At 43.1% G+C, this 18,053-nt stretch carries 13 protein-coding genes; 6 read left to right on the top strand and 7 right to left on the bottom strand.

Annotated features, from left to right (window positions below; genetic code table 11):
- Nucleotides 1-150 precede the first annotated feature (150 nt).
- From WBM49_RS08095 to WBM49_RS08115, 5 genes are all read right to left on the bottom strand, one after another.
- Nucleotides 151-1,686, bottom strand: a complete 1,536-nt coding sequence (locus WBM49_RS08095; RefSeq protein ID WP_424371547.1) for a YifB family Mg chelatase-like AAA ATPase — start codon at nt 1,684-1,686, stop codon at nt 151-153.
- Between the two features lie 86 nt (nt 1,687-1,772).
- Nucleotides 1,773-4,166 carry a penicillin acylase family protein gene (locus tag WBM49_RS08100; protein ID WP_424371548.1) on the bottom strand — a complete coding sequence of 798 codons (2,394 nt, stop codon included), beginning with the start codon at nt 4,164-4,166 and terminating at the stop codon, nt 1,773-1,775.
- Nucleotides 4,167-4,218: 52 nt separating this feature from the next.
- Nucleotides 4,219-6,216, bottom strand: coding sequence for a cytochrome c biogenesis protein CcdA (locus tag WBM49_RS08105; RefSeq protein WP_424371549.1), 1,998 nt, complete (start codon nt 6,214-6,216; stop codon nt 4,219-4,221).
- Complete coding sequence (gene tilS, locus WBM49_RS08110; RefSeq protein WP_424371550.1) at nt 6,213-7,520, bottom strand: tRNA lysidine(34) synthetase TilS; 1,308 nt, start codon at nt 7,518-7,520, stop codon at nt 6,213-6,215. Before tilS ends, WBM49_RS08105 begins: the two co-directional genes overlap by 4 nt.
- Nucleotides 7,521-7,600: 80 nt before the next feature.
- Complete coding sequence (locus tag WBM49_RS08115) at nt 7,601-8,146, bottom strand: NADPH-dependent FMN reductase (protein WP_424371551.1); 546 nt, start codon at nt 8,144-8,146, stop codon at nt 7,601-7,603.
- A gap of 130 nt (nt 8,147-8,276) precedes the next feature.
- Here WBM49_RS08115 and WBM49_RS08120 point away from each other — a divergent pair, with 130 nt between their 5' ends.
- The gene (locus WBM49_RS08120) at nt 8,277-9,461 is read left to right on the top strand and encodes a heparan-alpha-glucosaminide N-acetyltransferase domain-containing protein (RefSeq protein WP_424371552.1); all 1,185 of its coding nucleotides are present in this window, start codon (nt 8,277-8,279) and stop codon (nt 9,459-9,461) included.
- 15 nt (nt 9,462-9,476) lie between these two features.
- On the opposite strand, the gene lpdA is transcribed toward WBM49_RS08120, so the two are convergent.
- Together lpdA and WBM49_RS08130 are read right to left on the bottom strand one after the other, a co-directional pair.
- Nucleotides 9,477-10,883, bottom strand: a complete 1,407-nt coding sequence (gene lpdA, locus WBM49_RS08125) for a dihydrolipoyl dehydrogenase (RefSeq protein ID WP_424371553.1) — start codon at nt 10,881-10,883, stop codon at nt 9,477-9,479.
- Between the two features lie 261 nt (nt 10,884-11,144).
- Nucleotides 11,145-11,603 (bottom strand): Lrp/AsnC family transcriptional regulator, encoded by a 459-nt coding sequence (locus WBM49_RS08130; protein WP_424371554.1) that lies wholly within the window; start codon nt 11,601-11,603, stop codon nt 11,145-11,147.
- Nucleotides 11,604-11,758: 155 nt separating this feature from the next.
- Here WBM49_RS08130 and WBM49_RS08135 point away from each other — a divergent pair, with 155 nt between their 5' ends.
- From WBM49_RS08135 to WBM49_RS08155, 5 genes are all read left to right on the top strand, one after another.
- The gene (locus tag WBM49_RS08135) at nt 11,759-12,979 is read left to right on the top strand and encodes an aminotransferase class I/II-fold pyridoxal phosphate-dependent enzyme (RefSeq protein WP_424371555.1); all 1,221 of its coding nucleotides are present in this window, start codon (nt 11,759-11,761) and stop codon (nt 12,977-12,979) included.
- A 73-nt stretch (nt 12,980-13,052) separates the two neighbouring features.
- A complete protein-coding gene (gene nhaC, locus WBM49_RS08140; RefSeq protein WP_424371556.1) occupies nt 13,053-14,540 on the top strand; it encodes a Na+/H+ antiporter NhaC in 1,488 nt (495 codons plus the stop codon).
- Between the two features lie 115 nt (nt 14,541-14,655).
- Nucleotides 14,656-15,162, top strand: a complete 507-nt coding sequence (tpx, locus tag WBM49_RS08145) for a thiol peroxidase (RefSeq protein ID WP_424371557.1) — start codon at nt 14,656-14,658, stop codon at nt 15,160-15,162.
- Nucleotides 15,155-15,520: a diacylglycerol kinase gene (locus WBM49_RS08150; protein WP_424371558.1), complete on the top strand. Its 366-nt coding sequence runs from the start codon at nt 15,155-15,157 to the stop codon at nt 15,518-15,520. The genes tpx and WBM49_RS08150 overlap by 8 nt, the downstream gene beginning before the upstream one ends.
- A 63-nt stretch (nt 15,521-15,583) precedes the next feature.
- Nucleotides 15,584-17,938 (top strand): DNA translocase FtsK 4TM domain-containing protein, encoded by a 2,355-nt coding sequence (locus WBM49_RS08155; RefSeq protein WP_424371559.1) that lies wholly within the window; start codon nt 15,584-15,586, stop codon nt 17,936-17,938.
- The last annotated feature ends 115 nt before the right edge of the window (nt 17,939-18,053 follow it).

An 18,053-nucleotide genomic window follows, 5' to 3' on the forward strand; every position in this document is an offset into this window, starting at 1 on the left:
AGCATGATGCTCGCGCCAGCAGTAAAAAAATATATTCCTTCTCAACATTTGTATTTCGTACTTCGTATTTCCCAACTCGTATTTCGTACTTCCTCTCTCGTACTTCGTATTTCGCACTTCGAACCTCGCATTTCGCACTTCGTACTTATTTCAACCCAACCATCCTTCCCTATCCAAACTCCTGTATTGTATAGCTTCCGCAATATGATCTGATTGAATACTTTCAGTACACGCCAGGTCGGCAATGGTCCTGGCCACTCTCAGAATACGATCATAGGCCCTGGCAGAGAGTTTTAGTTTCTCCATGGCCTGTTTTAACAAGGCCATGGAAGAGGCGTCCAGATGGCAGTAGGCCTGAAGTTGCTGTTTACCCATTTGGGCATTATAATGCACCTGAGTGGTCTCCTGAAACCGTTGTGTTTGCAGTTCCCGGGCAGCTACCACCCTTTTTCGGATCTCTGAACTCCCTTCGCCTTTTCTGCCATCAGATAGTTTTTCAAAGGGTACCGGGGTCACTTCGATATGCATATCTATCCGATCCAATAATGGGCCTGAGATCTTTCCCAAATAACGTTGAATCTCTGCCGGGGAAGAATTGATGGGCGCATCCGGATCATAAAAATACCCGGACGGACTCGGATTCATGCTGGCCACCAGCATAAAACTACTGGGATAGGTAATGGTAAAGCGAGCCCTGGAAATGGTTACTTCCCGGTCTTCCAGCGGTTGGCGCAACACCTCAAGTACACCGCGCTTGAATTCGGGCAATTCATCCAGAAATAAAACGCCGTTATGAGACAATGAAATCTCCCCGGGCTGGGGATAGGTACCTCCTCCTACTAAAGCAACATCGCTAATTGTATGATGAGGACTTCTAAAGGGTCTTTGATGTAGTAAACCAACATTAGAGACCTTCCCTACCACAGAATGTATCTTAGTGGTTTCCAGGGCCTCTCGTAAGGTCATAGGTGGGAGGATGGAAGGCAGTCTCTTGGCCAGCATGGTCTTTCCTGCACCCGGCGGACCTATCAGGATGATATTATGACCCCCGGCAGCGGCGATCTCCATGCACCTTTTTATACTTTCCTGTCCTTTTACCTCAGAAAAATCAACTTCCGAAGCTTGCTGTTGCTCGTAAAAATCTGATCTGACATCTATGACCGTGGCCTCCAGGGCTTGCCCCTTATCAAAAAAGTTGATCACTTCCAGAATTGACCGAACTCCGTACACTTCCACATCTTTTACGATAGCAGCTTCTTTAGCGTTGGCCTCGGGAATAATTAACCCCTTAAATCCCTCTTCTCTGGCTTTTATAGCGATAGGTAAGGCCCCTTTAATGGATTGTACCCCACCGTCTAAAGAAAGTTCTCCCATGATGAGATAATTGCCCAGGATTTCTGCTTTTATTTGCTTGGAAGCCGCTAAAATGCCCAGGGCAATAGGGAGATCGTAGGCGGAGCCTTCCTTTCTGAGGTCTGCAGGCGCCATATTGATGGTAATCTTCTTCCCCGGAACCTTGTAGCCGTTATTCTGAAGGGAAGCCGCGATCCGGAAATTGCTTTCCTTGATGGCATTATCCGGCAGGCCCACCAAATGATAGCCTATACCCTTATCTACATTCACTTCAATAATAATGGTGGTAGCTTCTATTCCAAAAACGGCACTGCCATAGACCTTTGTCAACATCCTGAGAATTTCTCAATGGTTGACTAAAAAGTACTGAATGATACCGCAACAACGATGCAGTCAGGAAATAGAATATGGGAAGATAATTAGTTTGCCGCCTTGAATGTTATAACCGAAGCAGCCGTTTCCTTTATTTCCTGAGGATTCAACAGCATCTTGCGAAATTCTCCGTTTACAAACATCTTTGCCTGGTCTTCGTAGTATTTGCTAAAAGGGTTTCCGGATTGGCCGGTTGGCAAAATACTCATACTGTTCTCCACGTCAGAAAAATCGATCACCCGCCGGGTAGACGGACCAGCCGTTACCTTAAACTCGGATTCTCCATTATAAGGAAATGCCATATTGTTGATTACTTCCCTTGTTCCGGGAACGGGAAAAGGACCTACGTTAAAAAAGGATCTCAGGGTGGCAATTTGACCAATAGGATGGCCGTGTTCCAGGGTATGTACTTTGTCCCATGTCCATTTTGAAATATCTCTCCCCAAATCTTTTTCAAGCGATTCAAAAGCTTGGATGAAAGAGGTCTGAACAATCTCTTTTTTGGTTTCTACTGTATCCTTTGTTTGGCGATTATCCCACCACACAGAATTGGCCTTAGCGGCCATGGGAGCAATAAGGCGCTTGTGAAAATGGGTGCTTAAAAAGTCTTTAAACAGCTTTTCGCCCAATTCATCTTCAAACGTATTCTTTAAAAAGTAATAGATCCATCGATGAAAAATAGCAGCTTCGGTATTCGTGGTACTATTATCTCCATTCCATTTGCTCAAATGATCTAGTACCAGAGCCTGCTGGTTGCTGAGGTCCTTTACATTGATCAATTTGGCCAGTTCTGTGATGATTGTTGGGTTTACGGTAGAAACATCATCCGTGATCATTTCCTGAACAGCTGCCTTATCCCAATCGTTTTTAGGTTCCAGCAGTGATACAATACGTCTGGCTCTGTTTTCGGGAAGATAATAGCCAGGGTATAACATCCCCGCAATAGAATCGGGCTGATTGTTTGCAGAGTACACATAGTGCCATGGCGGATTTACGGCCTGAGGATTTTCCGAAAACTCCAAATACCGTACTTTTTTATCCTGCCCCCTACTCCCGTCCATGATAAACTTGGTGTTCGTACTATCCCCAAGTTGATAGAGTTTTGCAGAGGCCCACCAGGCTACATTACCTTCAGCGTCTCCGTACATGGTGTTAAGTCCGGGAGCATGTATCTTGGGTAACGCATTGCGGAACTCTTCTATGTTTTTGGCATGACTGATCCCGTACAAGGCTTCCATGACCACATTCTCGCCTTTGGTATAGATCCACTCCATGCTAACGGGTGTTGCCCCCTGTACCTGATTAGCTATGCCGTTAAGAACCGGACCTCGAACTGTCTTTTTATAAGTAAACACATGATCTTTTTCATCTTTTACCCTGATCGTTTTAGAGATCACCTCAAAAGTCTTCCAACCGTCAGAAGTTTTATATTGGGTACTATCTTCCGGGTTCAGGGTTTCATAAAAGAAGTCGATATCGTCATTCTCAAACATGGTGAACCCATAGGCCATTTTATAATCATGTCCCAACAACGGAAATGGTACACCAGCCAAATGATATCCATACTTTTCATAGGATGGTGTTTTTATATGAGCCTCATACCAAACAGAGGGTTGAGCAAATCCAATATGAGGATCGTTAGCAAAGATTACTTTGCCATTCTTTGTTTTTTCAGGGCCCAGAACCCAACTATTACTCCCTATGAACTGAGGTACAGGCAGCTCGGCGAGTACTTCTGAAACTTGTGAAACCATGGCGGATGCATTATTCACCTCTTCCCCGGTGTAATTTTTAATCCACTCTGTAGCAGGAGAACTGTCTATTTCAAGATCCTTTATGTATTCTATGCCAATAGAATCGCGTATGGTCGTTAAAAGTGGATCTGTTTTGTGGGCCATGGCAAAACTAAAAGCCATGTATCCCACGGCATTGTAAACATCCTTCAGGACAAAAGGTTTTTTTTCTAAACCGGTAAGGTAGAATTCTACCGGAGTTGGGCCTTCTTCGATAAACTGATTGATGCCATCCAAATAAGCCTGTGAGAGAATGGCAACCTTACTATCAGGGTCTAACTCGCCAACGGTTTTGGCCGTAGCATCATCTATACCCAAAGAAAGGAAGAACTGATCTGTAGATATAAGGTCTTTTCCAAACACCTCTGAAAGTCCGCCCACGGCAACCCTTCTCAACAATTCCATTTGCCAGAGCCTGTCCTGGGCATGAACATACCCCAAAACCCTGAAAGCATCTGTCTCCTCTGCTGCTTCAATATGAGGAATCCCATATGGGTCAAAAGTAACACTTACATCGGCAGTTAGGTTTTTCATACCCCTCTCTCCCGAATAATCCGGCTTTAATTTTTGTACGATAATAAACGCTGCGATAAGCAGAATTCCTGCAATACCTACTAGTATCCATCCTATTTTCCTGACATTCTTCACCTTAGTAAATTTCTGGGGTTAAAGATAGTGTTTTTAAGAACGAAAGCGATTTCTATCGACTAGTTACCACTTTATTTCGTCGATAGATCTGGTAATTTTTTAATCCCTCTTTTAACCAATTTTCATAGGTGGCCGTATCCGTGTTCTGCATAGAAGAATTCAGAACATACAGGTCCGGGGAAAGTAAAACGTAATACGGTTGTGAGGCAGCATTGAAGTTAATGGTCTGGAAGGTACCCCACTTCTCCCCTATCTCTTCGATGGCTTTCACCCTGCCCGACTCATATTGAAACATAAATTGGTCTTCCTGTGGAAGAGATTCCCGATCATCGATGTACAATGAGATCAGCACGAATTCTTCATTCAGAAGTCGAAATACCTCAGGATCGCTCCATACGTGTTCTTCCATCTTACGGCAGTTCACACATGCCCATCCTGTGAAATCTAACAAAATAGGCTTGTTTTGTGCCTCTGCGAAAGCTCTTCCCGTCTCAAAATCCTTAAAACAGTCTATTCCCAGAGGGCATTCACTTTCCTGCTCCATAAGCGTATAAAAATCAGGAGGGGGAAATCCACTTAAAAGTTTAAGGTTCGTAATCTGTAATGTACCTAAGACCAGATATACCGTAAAGCCGGCACTTACCAGCGCTGTAATCTTTCTGGATAGCGATATTTTTTCTTTAGGACCATCGTGTGGAAAACGGAAGAGTCCAAACAAATAGGCTGTTAAGAGAAGAAACAAAAGAATCCAGATTCCAAGGAAGATCTCCCTTTTAAATAGTCCCCAATTCCCCACCAAATCTGCATTGGATAAGAATTTAAAGGCCAGCGCCAGCTCCAGGAATCCTAGCACTACTTTTACGGTGGTCATCCAGCCACCAGATTTTGGCAGGCTGTGCAACCAGGCTGGGAAAAGTGCGAATAACCCAAACGGCAAAGCCAGGGCCACCCCAAATCCGAGCATTCCCGCCGATAGGTTCATGGCCACATCTCCCTCAGCCAGGGCAGTACTGCCAAGCAGTCCTCCCAGGATTGGGCCGGTACACGAGAAAGAAACAATAGCCAGGGTAACGGCCATAAAAAAGATTCCCAAACCTCCCCCCACTTTGTTGGAGGCAGAATCCATCTTATTTGCCCAGCTACTGGGCAAGGTAAGTTCATAGTATCCAAAGAACGAAAAAGCGAAGAAGACAAATATGATAAAGAAGAAAATATTCAACCAGATATTAGTTGCGATGGTATTAAGGATCTGAGAATCGACCGAATCAAAGAGGTGGAAAGGTAAACTCAGTAAAAAGTAGATCAACACAATAAAAAACCCATATAAGGAGGCGTTTATGATCCCTGTTGACCTGCTCTGCGACTTTTTGGTGAAAAAGGAAACTGTTAAGGGGATCATTGGGAAAACACATGGGGTTAAAAGCGCTATTAATCCACCCAAAAAACCCAAACCAAAGATCATCAATAAACCCTGATCATTTTTGGAAGCCTCTCCTCCCATTACCTGAAGCACTTCCTTATTCTTAAGATCTAGCCTAAGGGCTGCTGCCTTTTCTTTGCTGCGATCATCTATTGTTTCGAAAGCAACTACCGCCTCACTCCCATCCAGGGTAAAATAAAAATCTTTATCCTGACCAATGCAAACCTCTTTACATACCTGATAGAACAAGGACACCTTGATCTGCTGTACATCGGGCTTAAGAATCTTTATTTTTTGTTTAAAGACTGCCTTGTTTTTAAAATAGGTCTCTTCTATTTCAAAAATGTCACTGTACACCCGTAGCGTCTCACTTTCACCGGTGTTGCCTATCAATTCATAGTCGGTTCCCTCATTTACATAGGTGAATTCACTAGGCAGGGAGCCCCCTTCGGCTGTAAATTGAGAATAAACGTGCCACCCGTCCATAATGGTGGCTTTCATCACTAATTCATATTCTGCTGAAGATGTCTTGGTAAATTCCTGGGTCCATATCACAGGATCATCATCGGTCTGTGCCAGGGCAGTTACACCAAAAACAATAAGTACTATACTAGTTATCAGATATTTCATTCTGCTACAGTAACCTTAAGAATATTTTTTGTTAATGCCGTTATTTTAAATCGGTCGTCTGCCCTTCTTCCAATGATCCAGACAATCTTCTCCCCGCAACACAAGAGCCATTGATGTTGCTTGGCAATGGCGTCCATCTTTTCATCCTTGAAGAATTTGGCCACCTTTTTTTTTCCATTCATTCCCAACGGATAAAAATAGTCGCCTTTCTTCCATTTCCTAACGGTTAGTCTATGGTTTAACGTTTCTTTATCCACATATAGTATGGTATTGTTCTTTTCTTCTATCTGTTCTACTTTTTCAATTTTCAGGGCAATGGGAAGTTCACTTAATTCTTCCGGAGAATTTTCTTCAGCAGACAAGTCTGCAACTTCCGGTACTTCCTGAAGAAGCAGATACTTTCGGTCTTTGATAAGTCGATGTGTTTTGGAATGAAGTTCCTTTCCGCTCATAGCAGTAAGGAGGGATTCCATATCCTTCCAGGATTGAAACCCGTAATCCTTAAAAAGCATGTACAAATAACCCTGGATAGGACTAAGTTCTAGAAGAGCGCCAATGCCTATTTTAAAGCCTTGCTGATAAGGAACAAAAAGTTGCTCTTTCAGCGCATAGGAATAATCCGATAACATTTTTGCCGAACCGGAAAGAAATTCCTCCGTCTTTTTAAAATTCTCCAAAAAAGTTGGATGAAGTTCCTTTAACAATGGTACCATCTCATGCCTGATCTTATTCCTCAGATATTTAGTCTCTTCATTGGTGCTGTCTTCCCTCCAGGCTATTCCTTCTTTGTTGGCGTATTCCATGATCTCCACCCTGCTAAATGGCAGCAGTGGTCTGATAAATCCATTGGTATGTGCCGGAATACCACTAAGCCCTTCAATCCCCGTACCCCTTGAAAGGTTTATAAAGAAGGTTTCCAGGGAATCGTCCAGATGGTGCGCAGTGAGCATCCACGACTTCCCTTCCTTTTCCATGAGTTCAGTAAACCATTGATAGCGTAGTTCCCTGGCTGCCATTTGAATAGAAAGTTTGTGCTCAGCAGCATACTCACTGGTGCTAAAGTGGGTATTCAAGAATGGCACATTGAGTTGATCGGCTAATTGCTTTACAAATTGTTCGTCCTCATCACTTTCATCCCCCCTTAACTTAAAATTACAATGAGCCAGCGATATTTCCATTCCCAGCTGACGACATAGTTGAGTAAGCACAACACTATCTACACCCCCACTACAGGCCACCATACCAGGCGTACTCAGAAGTTGAGGAAAGTTCGTTTCAATATGGTATTTAAATTGGCTGAACACACCGCAAAGGTAAGAAAGAATGGTCTCTATCTGAAGATAGCAGGTTTCTATCCGGATGTTTAAAAAACTACTTCACAGCACTACTGTTTCCCGGAAAGGCTCTGTAACCAAATTTCAACCGCCTTTGCATGGGCTTCCTTAAGTTCCGGGTTGGTGATTCCTTTTTTTACTTCAAAGTTTTCTCCAAATGAAGGCAGCGAAAAAGTTGCCGTCACCTCGCCTCCAAAACGTGGCAGGAGATCTTCCATGAGAGCCAACGAACTCATGGCCCCGCGCTTACCGGGGGAAGTGCTCATTAGCAGGATCTTTGTGTTCAAAAGAAAATTTCGTTCCAAACGCGATAACCAGTCGATTAGATTTTTAAAGTAGGCCGAAGGATTGCCATTGTGTTCGTTCACTGACAAGATCAGACCCTCTGCATTATGAAGGTCATCCCTTAATTCTATCAGAGAATTGGTATAGCCAAATTCCTTTTCGTGGTCTTCGCTAAACATTGCCAGATCGTACAGGGCCATATTCATTAATTGTACTTTTTGATCTTTTAAAAGGGAAGCCGTGTATTTTACCAACGCAAAATTGATAGAGGTAGACGAGTTACTGCCTGCAAAGGCCATGATGTTGCTCATTGTACACTTTTTTAAGGTAGAAAAAAGCGAAAATACCGCAAATAAGAATTAAATGAGAACATTTTAGCTAATTTTGCGCCCTAGAACATCCAAACACCCTGTCAATTAAGTATATAGGTTATAAAGTGGTATGGAAATTAAAACCAACAGACTTCATTTTATAGATGCTATTAGAGCATGGGCCATCCTTATGATGCTGCAAGGGCATTTTGTAGATGGTCTCCTGGATCCTGTTTTTAGGGATACAGGGAATAGTATGTACTCCCTTTGGCTTTATTTCAGGGGGATCACGGCCCCTGTATTTTTTACAGTATCGGGTTTTATCTTTACGTATTTGTTGATCCGTGTGCCTCAACAAGGCTGGGAAAACCCTCGTATCCGCAAGGGGATCAGGCGTGCCTTGCAATTATTATTTATAGGGTATCTCTTGCGTTCAAATATCTTTGGATTGCTACAGGGCAAGTTGTATGACGCCTTCTTTCTGGTAGATGTACTGCATTGTATTGGGGTATCTATTTTAGTGATCATCGGAGTATTTCTGCTCACCTCTCGTCAAAAGAATTGGGTGATGCCTGCCACATTACTGGGTATCACATTAAGTTTGTTCATTTTTGAACCCGTATATTCTGGATGGACCTATGCATGGCTCCCCGATGCAATTTCCAATTATTTTACCAGATCTAACGGGTCTGTTTTTACCATAATCCCATGGGTTGGTTATACAGCATTTGGAGCCTTTTTATCTGTGCTTTTTAAAAAGTATGCCTCTTTGGAGAACCTATACCCTACGGCTATCGGGCTTTCGGCCATAGCGGGCGTAAGTCTTTTGTTCTTTTCATCACCTTTTTTTGTATTCATAGGGGAATTAAGCGGAGTGAGTCTTTTCAGTAATATTGCCTTTAATAATTACCTGTTTATAAGACTGGGTGATGTATTATTGGTTTTTGCTGTTTTTATGATTTTCAGAGATTTTCTGAAACAGCCTACCTTTTTGCGGATTGGACAAAACACGCTGTCAATTTACGTCATCCATTTTGTGATCCTTTACGGGAGTTTAACCGGACTTGGATTATACCGATTCTTTGATCATGCGATTACCCCGGGTATGGTGATCCCTGGTGCTGTGCTTTTTATGCTGTTCTGCTCTTTTGTGGCCTTGTATTATGACACCAACGAATCCCTGATAAAAAATTTGATCACGCAATATTCACAAAAGGCAAACACAGGTTTATCAAAAGGATATTTCGAAGTGTCTAAATTACTTATCGTATTGCAAGACAAGATTTTACGAGTTCTTAATACAAGTAAAGGATAAATATATATTTTTCTGCTAAACGTGTAACGCCCTATCTTCTGTAGCCGCCAAAGCAGCTTCTTTTACAGCCTCGGCATAGGTGGGATGTGCATGGCTCATCCTGGCAATATCTTCGGCCGAAGCTCTGAATTCCATGGCTGTTACCGCCTCTGTGATCAAATCGGCACAACGGGCTCCAATCATATGGACCCCTAACACCTCATCGGTCTTCTTATCGGCAAGGATCTTAACAAAGCCATCTATGTCCATACTGGCCCTGGCTCTTCCGAGTGCCCTCATAGGAAACTGACCTGCTTTGTAGGCTACACCAGCCTCCTTTAATTGTTCTTCCGTCTTTCCTACAGAAGCAACTTCTGGCCAGGTATAGACAACATTTGGTATCAAATTATAGTCAATATGTGGTTTCTGACCCGCAAGAATCTCTGCCACCATAGTTCCTTCTTCTTCTGCCTTATGCGCCAGCATGGCGCCTCGAACCACATCTCCTATTGCATAAATATGCGATGCACTGGTTTGCAGATGCTCATTGACCTGTACTCTGCCTTTATCATCTAATGCAACCCCAGCGGCGGCGGCGTTCAAGCCGTCTGTGTAGGGTCTGCGCCCAACTGAAACCAGGCAATAATCTCCGGTAAGGCTAAGTTCGCCACCTTTGGGATCATCCGCTATCACGGTGATTTCCTTTCCTTTCCGTTTTACTGATTTTACCTTGTGAGAAAGATGGAACTTTACCTTTTGTTTTTTAAGGACACGCATGAGTTCTTTGGAAAGTCCGCCATCCATTCCGGGGATAATCCTGTCCATAAACTCTACCACACTAACCTCTGCGCCTAATCTTTTATAAACCTGACCCAGTTCTAAACCTATCACACCACCCCCAATTATGATCATATGTTTTGGGATCTCCTTTAAGCTGAGCGCTTCTGTAGAGGTAATAATGCGTTCCTTATCCAGAGAGATAAAAGGCAAACTTGCAGGCTTAGAACCTGTGGCAATTATGGTATTCTTGGCCTCAATGGTGGTTGTTTTACCCTTGGAAGGTTTAATATCAATATGAGTGGCATCCTTAAAACTGCCAATACCCTCGAAGACTTCAATCTTATTTTTGTCCATCAGGTATTGAATACCCTTGGTGGTTTGATCTACCACTGCCTGTTTGCGGCCTATCATTTTCTCCAGATTCACTTTTACTTCTCCAGGGATCTCAATTCCGTGTTCCTCAAAATGATGAATTGCATCTTCGTAATGATGGCTCGAATCCAGCAAGGCCTTTGATGGAATACACCCAACATTGAGACAAGTGCCTCCAAGTGTTGAATATTTTTCAATGATCGCTGTTTTCATTCCCAGTTGAGCACAACGAATGGCTGCAACATATCCACCTGGACCAGAGCCAATAATGGCCACATCAAATTGAGTCATATAATTATTTTGTTATTGCGAAGCAAAGTTTAGACTGGAATAATAGTTTTCCAACGCAGCAAAAGTACGAATGTTTTTAATTTTAGGCATACGCCAATCGAAGAGAAAGGACGCTAACTAAAAGCACACCTAATACAAGGCGATCTTTTTATCTACTGCACCAAGTGTCACCAAATAGTCTTTTACCTCCAAAGCTTCTTCCCCCCACCCTTTTCTGCATGGTAAAGTAAGGTAAACCCATGTGGGCCCTTCTCAAGCACATTACAAGCTAATGGCCGTACTCACTTTTACTTCACTGATCACAAAAGAACTATGGGTACTTCCAATATTTTTTAGGGCCGTTAGTTTTGTGACCATAAATTCCCTGTAGGCGGCCATATCCTTCAAATGGATCTTAAGAATGTAATCGTAATCGCCGCTCACATGGAAACATTCTGACACTTCGGCTAACTGAAGCACTTCACGCTCAAACTGAAGCACGTATTCCTTGACATGCTGACTTAATTTAACATGACACAAAGCGGTAAAATCCATAGAGGCCTTGTGTTTGTCTATCAGGGCCACATAGTTGGAGATAACCCCCTCCCTTTCCAACCGTTTGATACGCTCATAAACAGCAGTGGTTGATAATCCTAAAGCATTTGCATACTCCTTGGTGGTCTTTTTACAATTGGCCTGCAACATGCCCAATAGGAGCTTGTCTATCGTATCTAGTTTCATATGAATTAAATTCTATAAATATCATTATTTTTTATAAAAATAGTATTTTTATCTATATATTAAATATTATTTAGATTAATATTCTATATATTGATATTTTAGTTGTTTTTAGATCTTTGCAACTGTATCTTTATACAAACCAAAACTATTTCGTTATGCCATACAACGCTTCAGATAAAATACAGGAACTTCACAATTTTGGAGAGTTTGGAGGGGTTAATCCTTCCATATCAGACTCTTCTACCTATACCTTCCTGTCTGCCAAAACCATGTTCGACACCTTCGAAGGGAATACCGAAGGGTGCTATTTGTATAGTCGTCACTCATCTCCATCCAATTTGTATTTAGGAGAGGCCCTGGCTGCTTTGGAAGGCACTGAAACGGCTAATGTAACCGCCAGTGGAATGGGCGCCATTACCGCAGTGATCCTTCAATTATGCAATGCCGAGGATCATATTGTAAGCAGCAGAACTATTTATGGAGGTACGTATGCATTCATGAAGAATTTCCTGAAAAAATTTAAGATCGATACCACTTTTGTGGACATCACCAAACTAGAGGCCGTAGAAAAGGCCATTACGCCGCGGACAAAAATGATCTATTGCGAATCTGTGAGCAATCCGTTGTTAGAAGTAGCCGATATTAAAGGCCTGGCTGCCTTGGCAAAAAAATACAAAATTCCTTTGGTCGTAGACAATACGTTTTCACCCCTATCTGTAGCTCCGGCACATCTGGGTGCAGACATTGTGATACACAGCCTTACCAAATTCATTAATGGAAGTAGTGATTGTGTAGCGGGCGTGGTTTGTGGTACTAAAGACTTTTGCCTGGCATTAAAGGATGTAAATAACGGAGCGGGTATGCTACTTGGTAGCACCCTCGATAGTCTGAGAGCCTCCTCCATTTTAAAGAATATGCGAACGCTGCATATCCGCATGAAGAAGCATAGCGAAAATGCCCTTTATTTGGCACAACATTTTGAAAAAGACGGTCTCCGTGTAGTTTATCCCGGGCTGGCCTCTCATCCGGGACATTCCCTGATGAAAAAACAAATGGTCTCTGAATATGGCTATGGTGGCATTATGACGTTAGACGTTGGCAGCCTTGAAAAAGCTAATTTGCTGATGGAACAGATGCAAAAAATGAATCTGGGGTATCTGGCTGTGAGCCTCGGCTTTTACAAAACACTTTTTAGTGCCCCGGGCACTTCCACCTCTTCTGAAATTCCTTTAGAAGAACAAACAGAAATGGGTCTTTCCGATGGATTGATCAGATTTTCTATTGGCCTGGACAACGATATTCACAGAACCTATACGATGATGCGATCTTGTATGCATCAATTGGGTATTCTCACCAAGAATAAGGTATCCGTATAAGTGCGTCAATAGCAATACGTTTGCACAACCGTGGCTAAAATTGTAATATTACGGGCAAACTAAACCAAGCTAGATGGCGGCTAAAAAATCCAATGCATACCGGGAGAACGAACACATTGTAGATAATAAAGAATTGAATATATGGGAGGCCCTCATTCCTGTGGTTGCCCTGGTAGGCATGTTGGCTTACAACGTCTTTGTCTTTGGTGACAATGCCACCGGAGGGTCCAATCAATTCATCCTCCTCATGGGTGGTGCGGTAGCTGCCGTAGTTGGATTTTTCAATAAGGTTTCCTATAAACAAATGCTTGCAGAAGTGGCCGAAAATATAAAGTCGACCACAGGAGCTCTCCTCATCCTTTTAATGGTAGGAGCCCTGGCCGGCACCTGGCTGGTAAGCGGTATCATTCCTGCTATGATCTATTATGGATTACAGATCTTAAACCCAACTATTTTTCTTGCCGCCTGCGTGATTATTTGTGCGATCATTTCTATCGCTACCGGAAGCAGCTGGACAACAGCGGCCACCGTAGGTATTGCGCTAATTGGTATTGGGGAGGCCTTAGGCATTTCTTTAGGAATGACAGCTGGTGCTGTGCTATCTGGTGCGTATTTTGGGGATAAAATGTCTCCCCTCTCCGATACTACCAACCTGGCTCCTGCCATGGCAGGAGGGGAACTGTTCGACCATATAAAGTACATGACCATCACTACTATTCCCACCATTTCAGTAACCTTGCTGGTCTTTATAATCCTGGGGTTAAATATTGAGACCACCGGGGTAGCCGATACAGCTAGCATCCTCTCCTCTATTGACGCTGCATTTAATATTAATGGTTGGTTATTCATAGTGCCTGTAGTTGTAATACTTCTGATCGTTAAAAAGGCTCCTCCATTAATGGCATTGCTTATAGGGACGCTTTTAGGTGGTGCTTTTGCGCTGTTCTTTCAACCCGAGATCGTTGCAGGACTAACAGGAGCGAAAGAACTCACTTTTGAAAATGGCTATAAGGGAATCCTTAATGCCATCACCATAAAAACCTCCATTGCCACAGATAATCCGGCATTGAATGAATTATTTTCAGCAAAAGGCATGGCCGGTATGTTAAGTACCATCTGGCTTATTGTCTGTGCCATGGTATTTGGTGGAATTATGGATGGGATTGGCGCCTTATCCAGGATCACAAAGGCTTTGCTAGGTATGGCCAAGACCACCTTTGGCTTATTCGCCAGTACAGTAGGGAGCTGCCTTGCCCTGAATGTAACAGCTTCAGACCAATACCTCGCCATAGTGGTCCCGGGAAAAATGTTTGCAAAAGCCTATGAAGATAGAGGTCTTGCTCCAGAAAACCTCAGCAGAACGCTCGAAGATTCAGGAACTGTAACCTCCGTTCTGATCCCATGGAACACCTGTGGCGCCTATCATAGCGGTGTGTTGGGCGTTAGTGTGGCAGACTACTTTGTCTATGCTGTCTTCAACTGGTTGAGCCCTATGATGACACTGCTATTTGCGGCTTTAAAGATTAAAATAAAGCAATTGGCTACCAGTCCTTCATCATAGTTTCCTCAAAACTTTTGGATACCTTCATTACTTTTAAAAGCATTTATTTAATCTATATGGCCGGTAAATACCCTAATTATTTACTAATTTTCGGACTTAAAATTCAATAATAGACATGGCATTAATACAACTTACAGGTGTGGCAGCAAATACCGTAGGCGATCTCCCTGAAGTGGGCAGTTCAGCCCCTGATTTTCAGCTTACACGGCGCGATCTCAGTTCGGTTACTCTCACGGATTACAAAGGCAAGAAGGTAGTCCTCAATATCTTTTTATCTGTTGATACCGGTACTTGCGCACAATCTGTTCATCAGTTCAACAAAAAAGCTTCACTCTTTGATAATACAGTGATTTTATGCGTTTCCACAGACCTACCTTTCGCCTTAAACAGGTTTTGTGGGGCTGAGGGGATTGATAATCTGGAAATGCTCTCCGATTACAAGGAAGGTAAATTTGGCGAAGACTACGGCATTACTTTTAAAGACGGCCCTCTAAAAACCTTATTTTCCAGAGCCCTGGTTATTGTAGATGAGGAAGGACGTGTAATCTATACAGAACACGTGCCTAAATTAGTAGATGAACCCAATTATCAAAAAGCCCTGGAGGCGATCAAAAATGGCTAAAGAATCCTTTGTGAAGAATAGAATAAAAGGATTTATGTATGCAGCAAAAGGGGCCATCCTGCTACTAAGTACCGAAAGCAGTATTCAATTACAATTCCTGCTGGCTGTTGTGGTGACTATTGCCGGATTTTATTATGAGATCTCCACGGTAGAATGGATGATACAGACACTGGCTATTGGCCTGGTGATGGGTGTTGAAGGGGTAAATACAGCGATTGAAAAACTGTCGGACTACGTGCAACCTAATCACGACCCTAAGATTGGTTTCCTTAAAGACATATCGGCAGGGGCGGTTATGATGGTAGCCGTTGCAGCTTCGGTCGTTGGCCTGATCATTTACCTGCCAAAAATATTTTAGTTCATTGACCCCTCCTGCATCCTAGGTAAATTTGTATTTTTACACCATGAACTGCATGCATTAATGGCAACCAAGAAAAAAAAGTCCAAACCTACGGCTTCTAAAAAAAGAACTCCCTTCAGGCTTTCCAGACAGAATAAGATCATTCTGGGAAGCTTACTGATATTGCTGAGTATTGCATTATTCTTTTCATTTATCTCGTTTTATTTCACCTGGCAAGAAGATCAAAGCCTACTGTCCGAATTTGCAAATCGGAACGAACAGGCCAAGAACCTATTGAATAAATTCGGCGCCAGTGTAAGTCATTATATAATGTACAAAGGATTTGGAATTGCTTCTTTTATCCTTCCCTTTCTTTTATGTATCACCGGACTCTACATGTTCCTGAGTATTCCTAAAAAAGGACTTTGGGGTAAATGGATATGGGGATTATTATTGCTTATATGGACTTCCATTGCACTCGGTTTCTTTGCAGAACAACAACCTCTGCTTGGTGGATTGGTAGGTTATGAGATGAATGACTTTTTACAAGACTACACCGGTAAAATTGGTGTTTTCCTTATCCTTTTGTTCATGCTTACCATCATCATGGTGCGCTTATTTAAGCTAACTCCGGAAGGAATTGCAAGCTTTTTTAAATCGAAATCGGCTTCAGTGGTCTCCGAATTCAAAAACAAGGAAGAAGTACCGGCTACGCTCCTAAAGGATGAGGATAATGAAATATCCCTGGACACTTATACCCATAAAAAAGATATTCCTCCCCTCAATGATGATTCTAAGGATTTCAAGGACGTTTTAGACCAAAAAACGGTTAGTAAAGAAGAGGAAATCGCCATGGAAGTAAGTGCTGTGGCTGTGGAAAAGGAAGAAAAAGACATTCTTTCGGATAAGCTTGTGGCCGATTTTGGTGAATTCGATCCCACCCTCGAGCTAAGTAATTATAAATTCCCACACCTCGATCTGTTGGAACAGCATGGGTTTACAGGTGGCATCACCATTAACCAGGAAGAACTGGAAGAGAATAAGAACAAAATCGTAGATACTCTTAAGAATTATAAAATAGGGATCGCACAAATCAAAGCCACTATAGGTCCAACGGTAACGCTCTATGAGATCGTCCCCGAGGCAGGGATCAGGATCTCCAAGATCAAGAATCTCGAAGATGACATTGCGCTATCTTTAGCCGCCCTGGGGATACGGATCATTGCACCCATCCCTGGCAAAGGTACCATTGGGATAGAGGTGCCCAATAAAAAGGCTACCACTGTGTCTATGCGCTCCGTGATTGCATCCAGCAAATTCCAGAAAGCGGAGATGCAACTGCCCATTGCCTTTGGAAAGACCATCAGCAATGAAACCTTTGTGGTAGATCTTGCGAAAATGCCTCACCTGCTCATGGCCGGAGCCACGGGCCAGGGGAAATCAGTCGGACTTAACGCTGTTCTCACCTCCCTTTTGTACAAAAAGCACCCGGCGGAGGTAAAATTTATTCTGGTAGATCCAAAAAAAGTGGAACTAACGCTTTACAACAAAATAGAACGTCATTACCTGGCCAAACTTCCGGATTCTGAAGAGGCCATCATTACCGATAATACCAAGGTGATCCATACCTTGAATTCGCTCTGTATTGAAATGGACAACCGCTATGAGCTACTCAAACTGGCCATGGTCCGGAACATTAAGGAGTACAACACCAAATTCAAGGCACGGAAACTTAACCCCAACGATGGGCACACCTTCCTCCCTTATATAGTACTGGTCATAGACGAGTTTGCAGACCTGATCATGACGGCGGGGAAAGAAGTTGAAACACCCATTGCCAGATTGGCGCAGTTAGCCAGAGCGATCGGTATCCACCTGATAATTGCCACTCAACGACCGTCCGTAAACGTCATTACAGGGATCATAAAGGCCAACTTTCCTGCCAGGATCGCATTTAGAGTGACGTCTAAAATAGACTCCAGGACCATTTTAGACACTCAGGGTGCAGATCAGCTTATAGGAAGGGGCGATATGTTATTTACCCAAGGAAACGACGTTACGCGTATTCAATGTGCCTTTGTAGACACCCCGGAAGTGGCTAAGATCACAGAATATATTGGATCACAACGTGGATATCCCAGTGCTCATTTACTTCCGGAGTATTCAGGAGAAGATTCTGGCACAAGTCTTGATTATGATATTGCCGACAGGGATGCTATGTTCAGAGATGCAGCAGAAGTCATTGTAACGGCCCAGCAAGGATCGGCCTCTTTAATTCAGCGGAAGCTAAAATTAGGCTACAATCGTGCAGGGCGCATAATTGACCAACTGGAAGGCGCGGGCATCGTAGGACCGTTTGAAGGAAGCACGGCCAGATCGGTCCTGGTACCAGACATCTATGCCCTGGATAAAATGTTAAACGAGGAAACCAAATAAGACATGAAAAATAGTTTGATTCTAGTACTGATGATGTGTGCGTATGTGAGCAGTTATGCGCAAGAGGCAACCAAGGCGAAAGCCCTGCTGGATGAAGTGTACACCAAAGTGAAGG

Origin of the sequence: Muriicola sp. (assembly GCF_049669965.1) — a bacterium.
Classification (GTDB): Bacteria; Bacteroidota; Bacteroidia; order Flavobacteriales; family Flavobacteriaceae; genus Muriicola.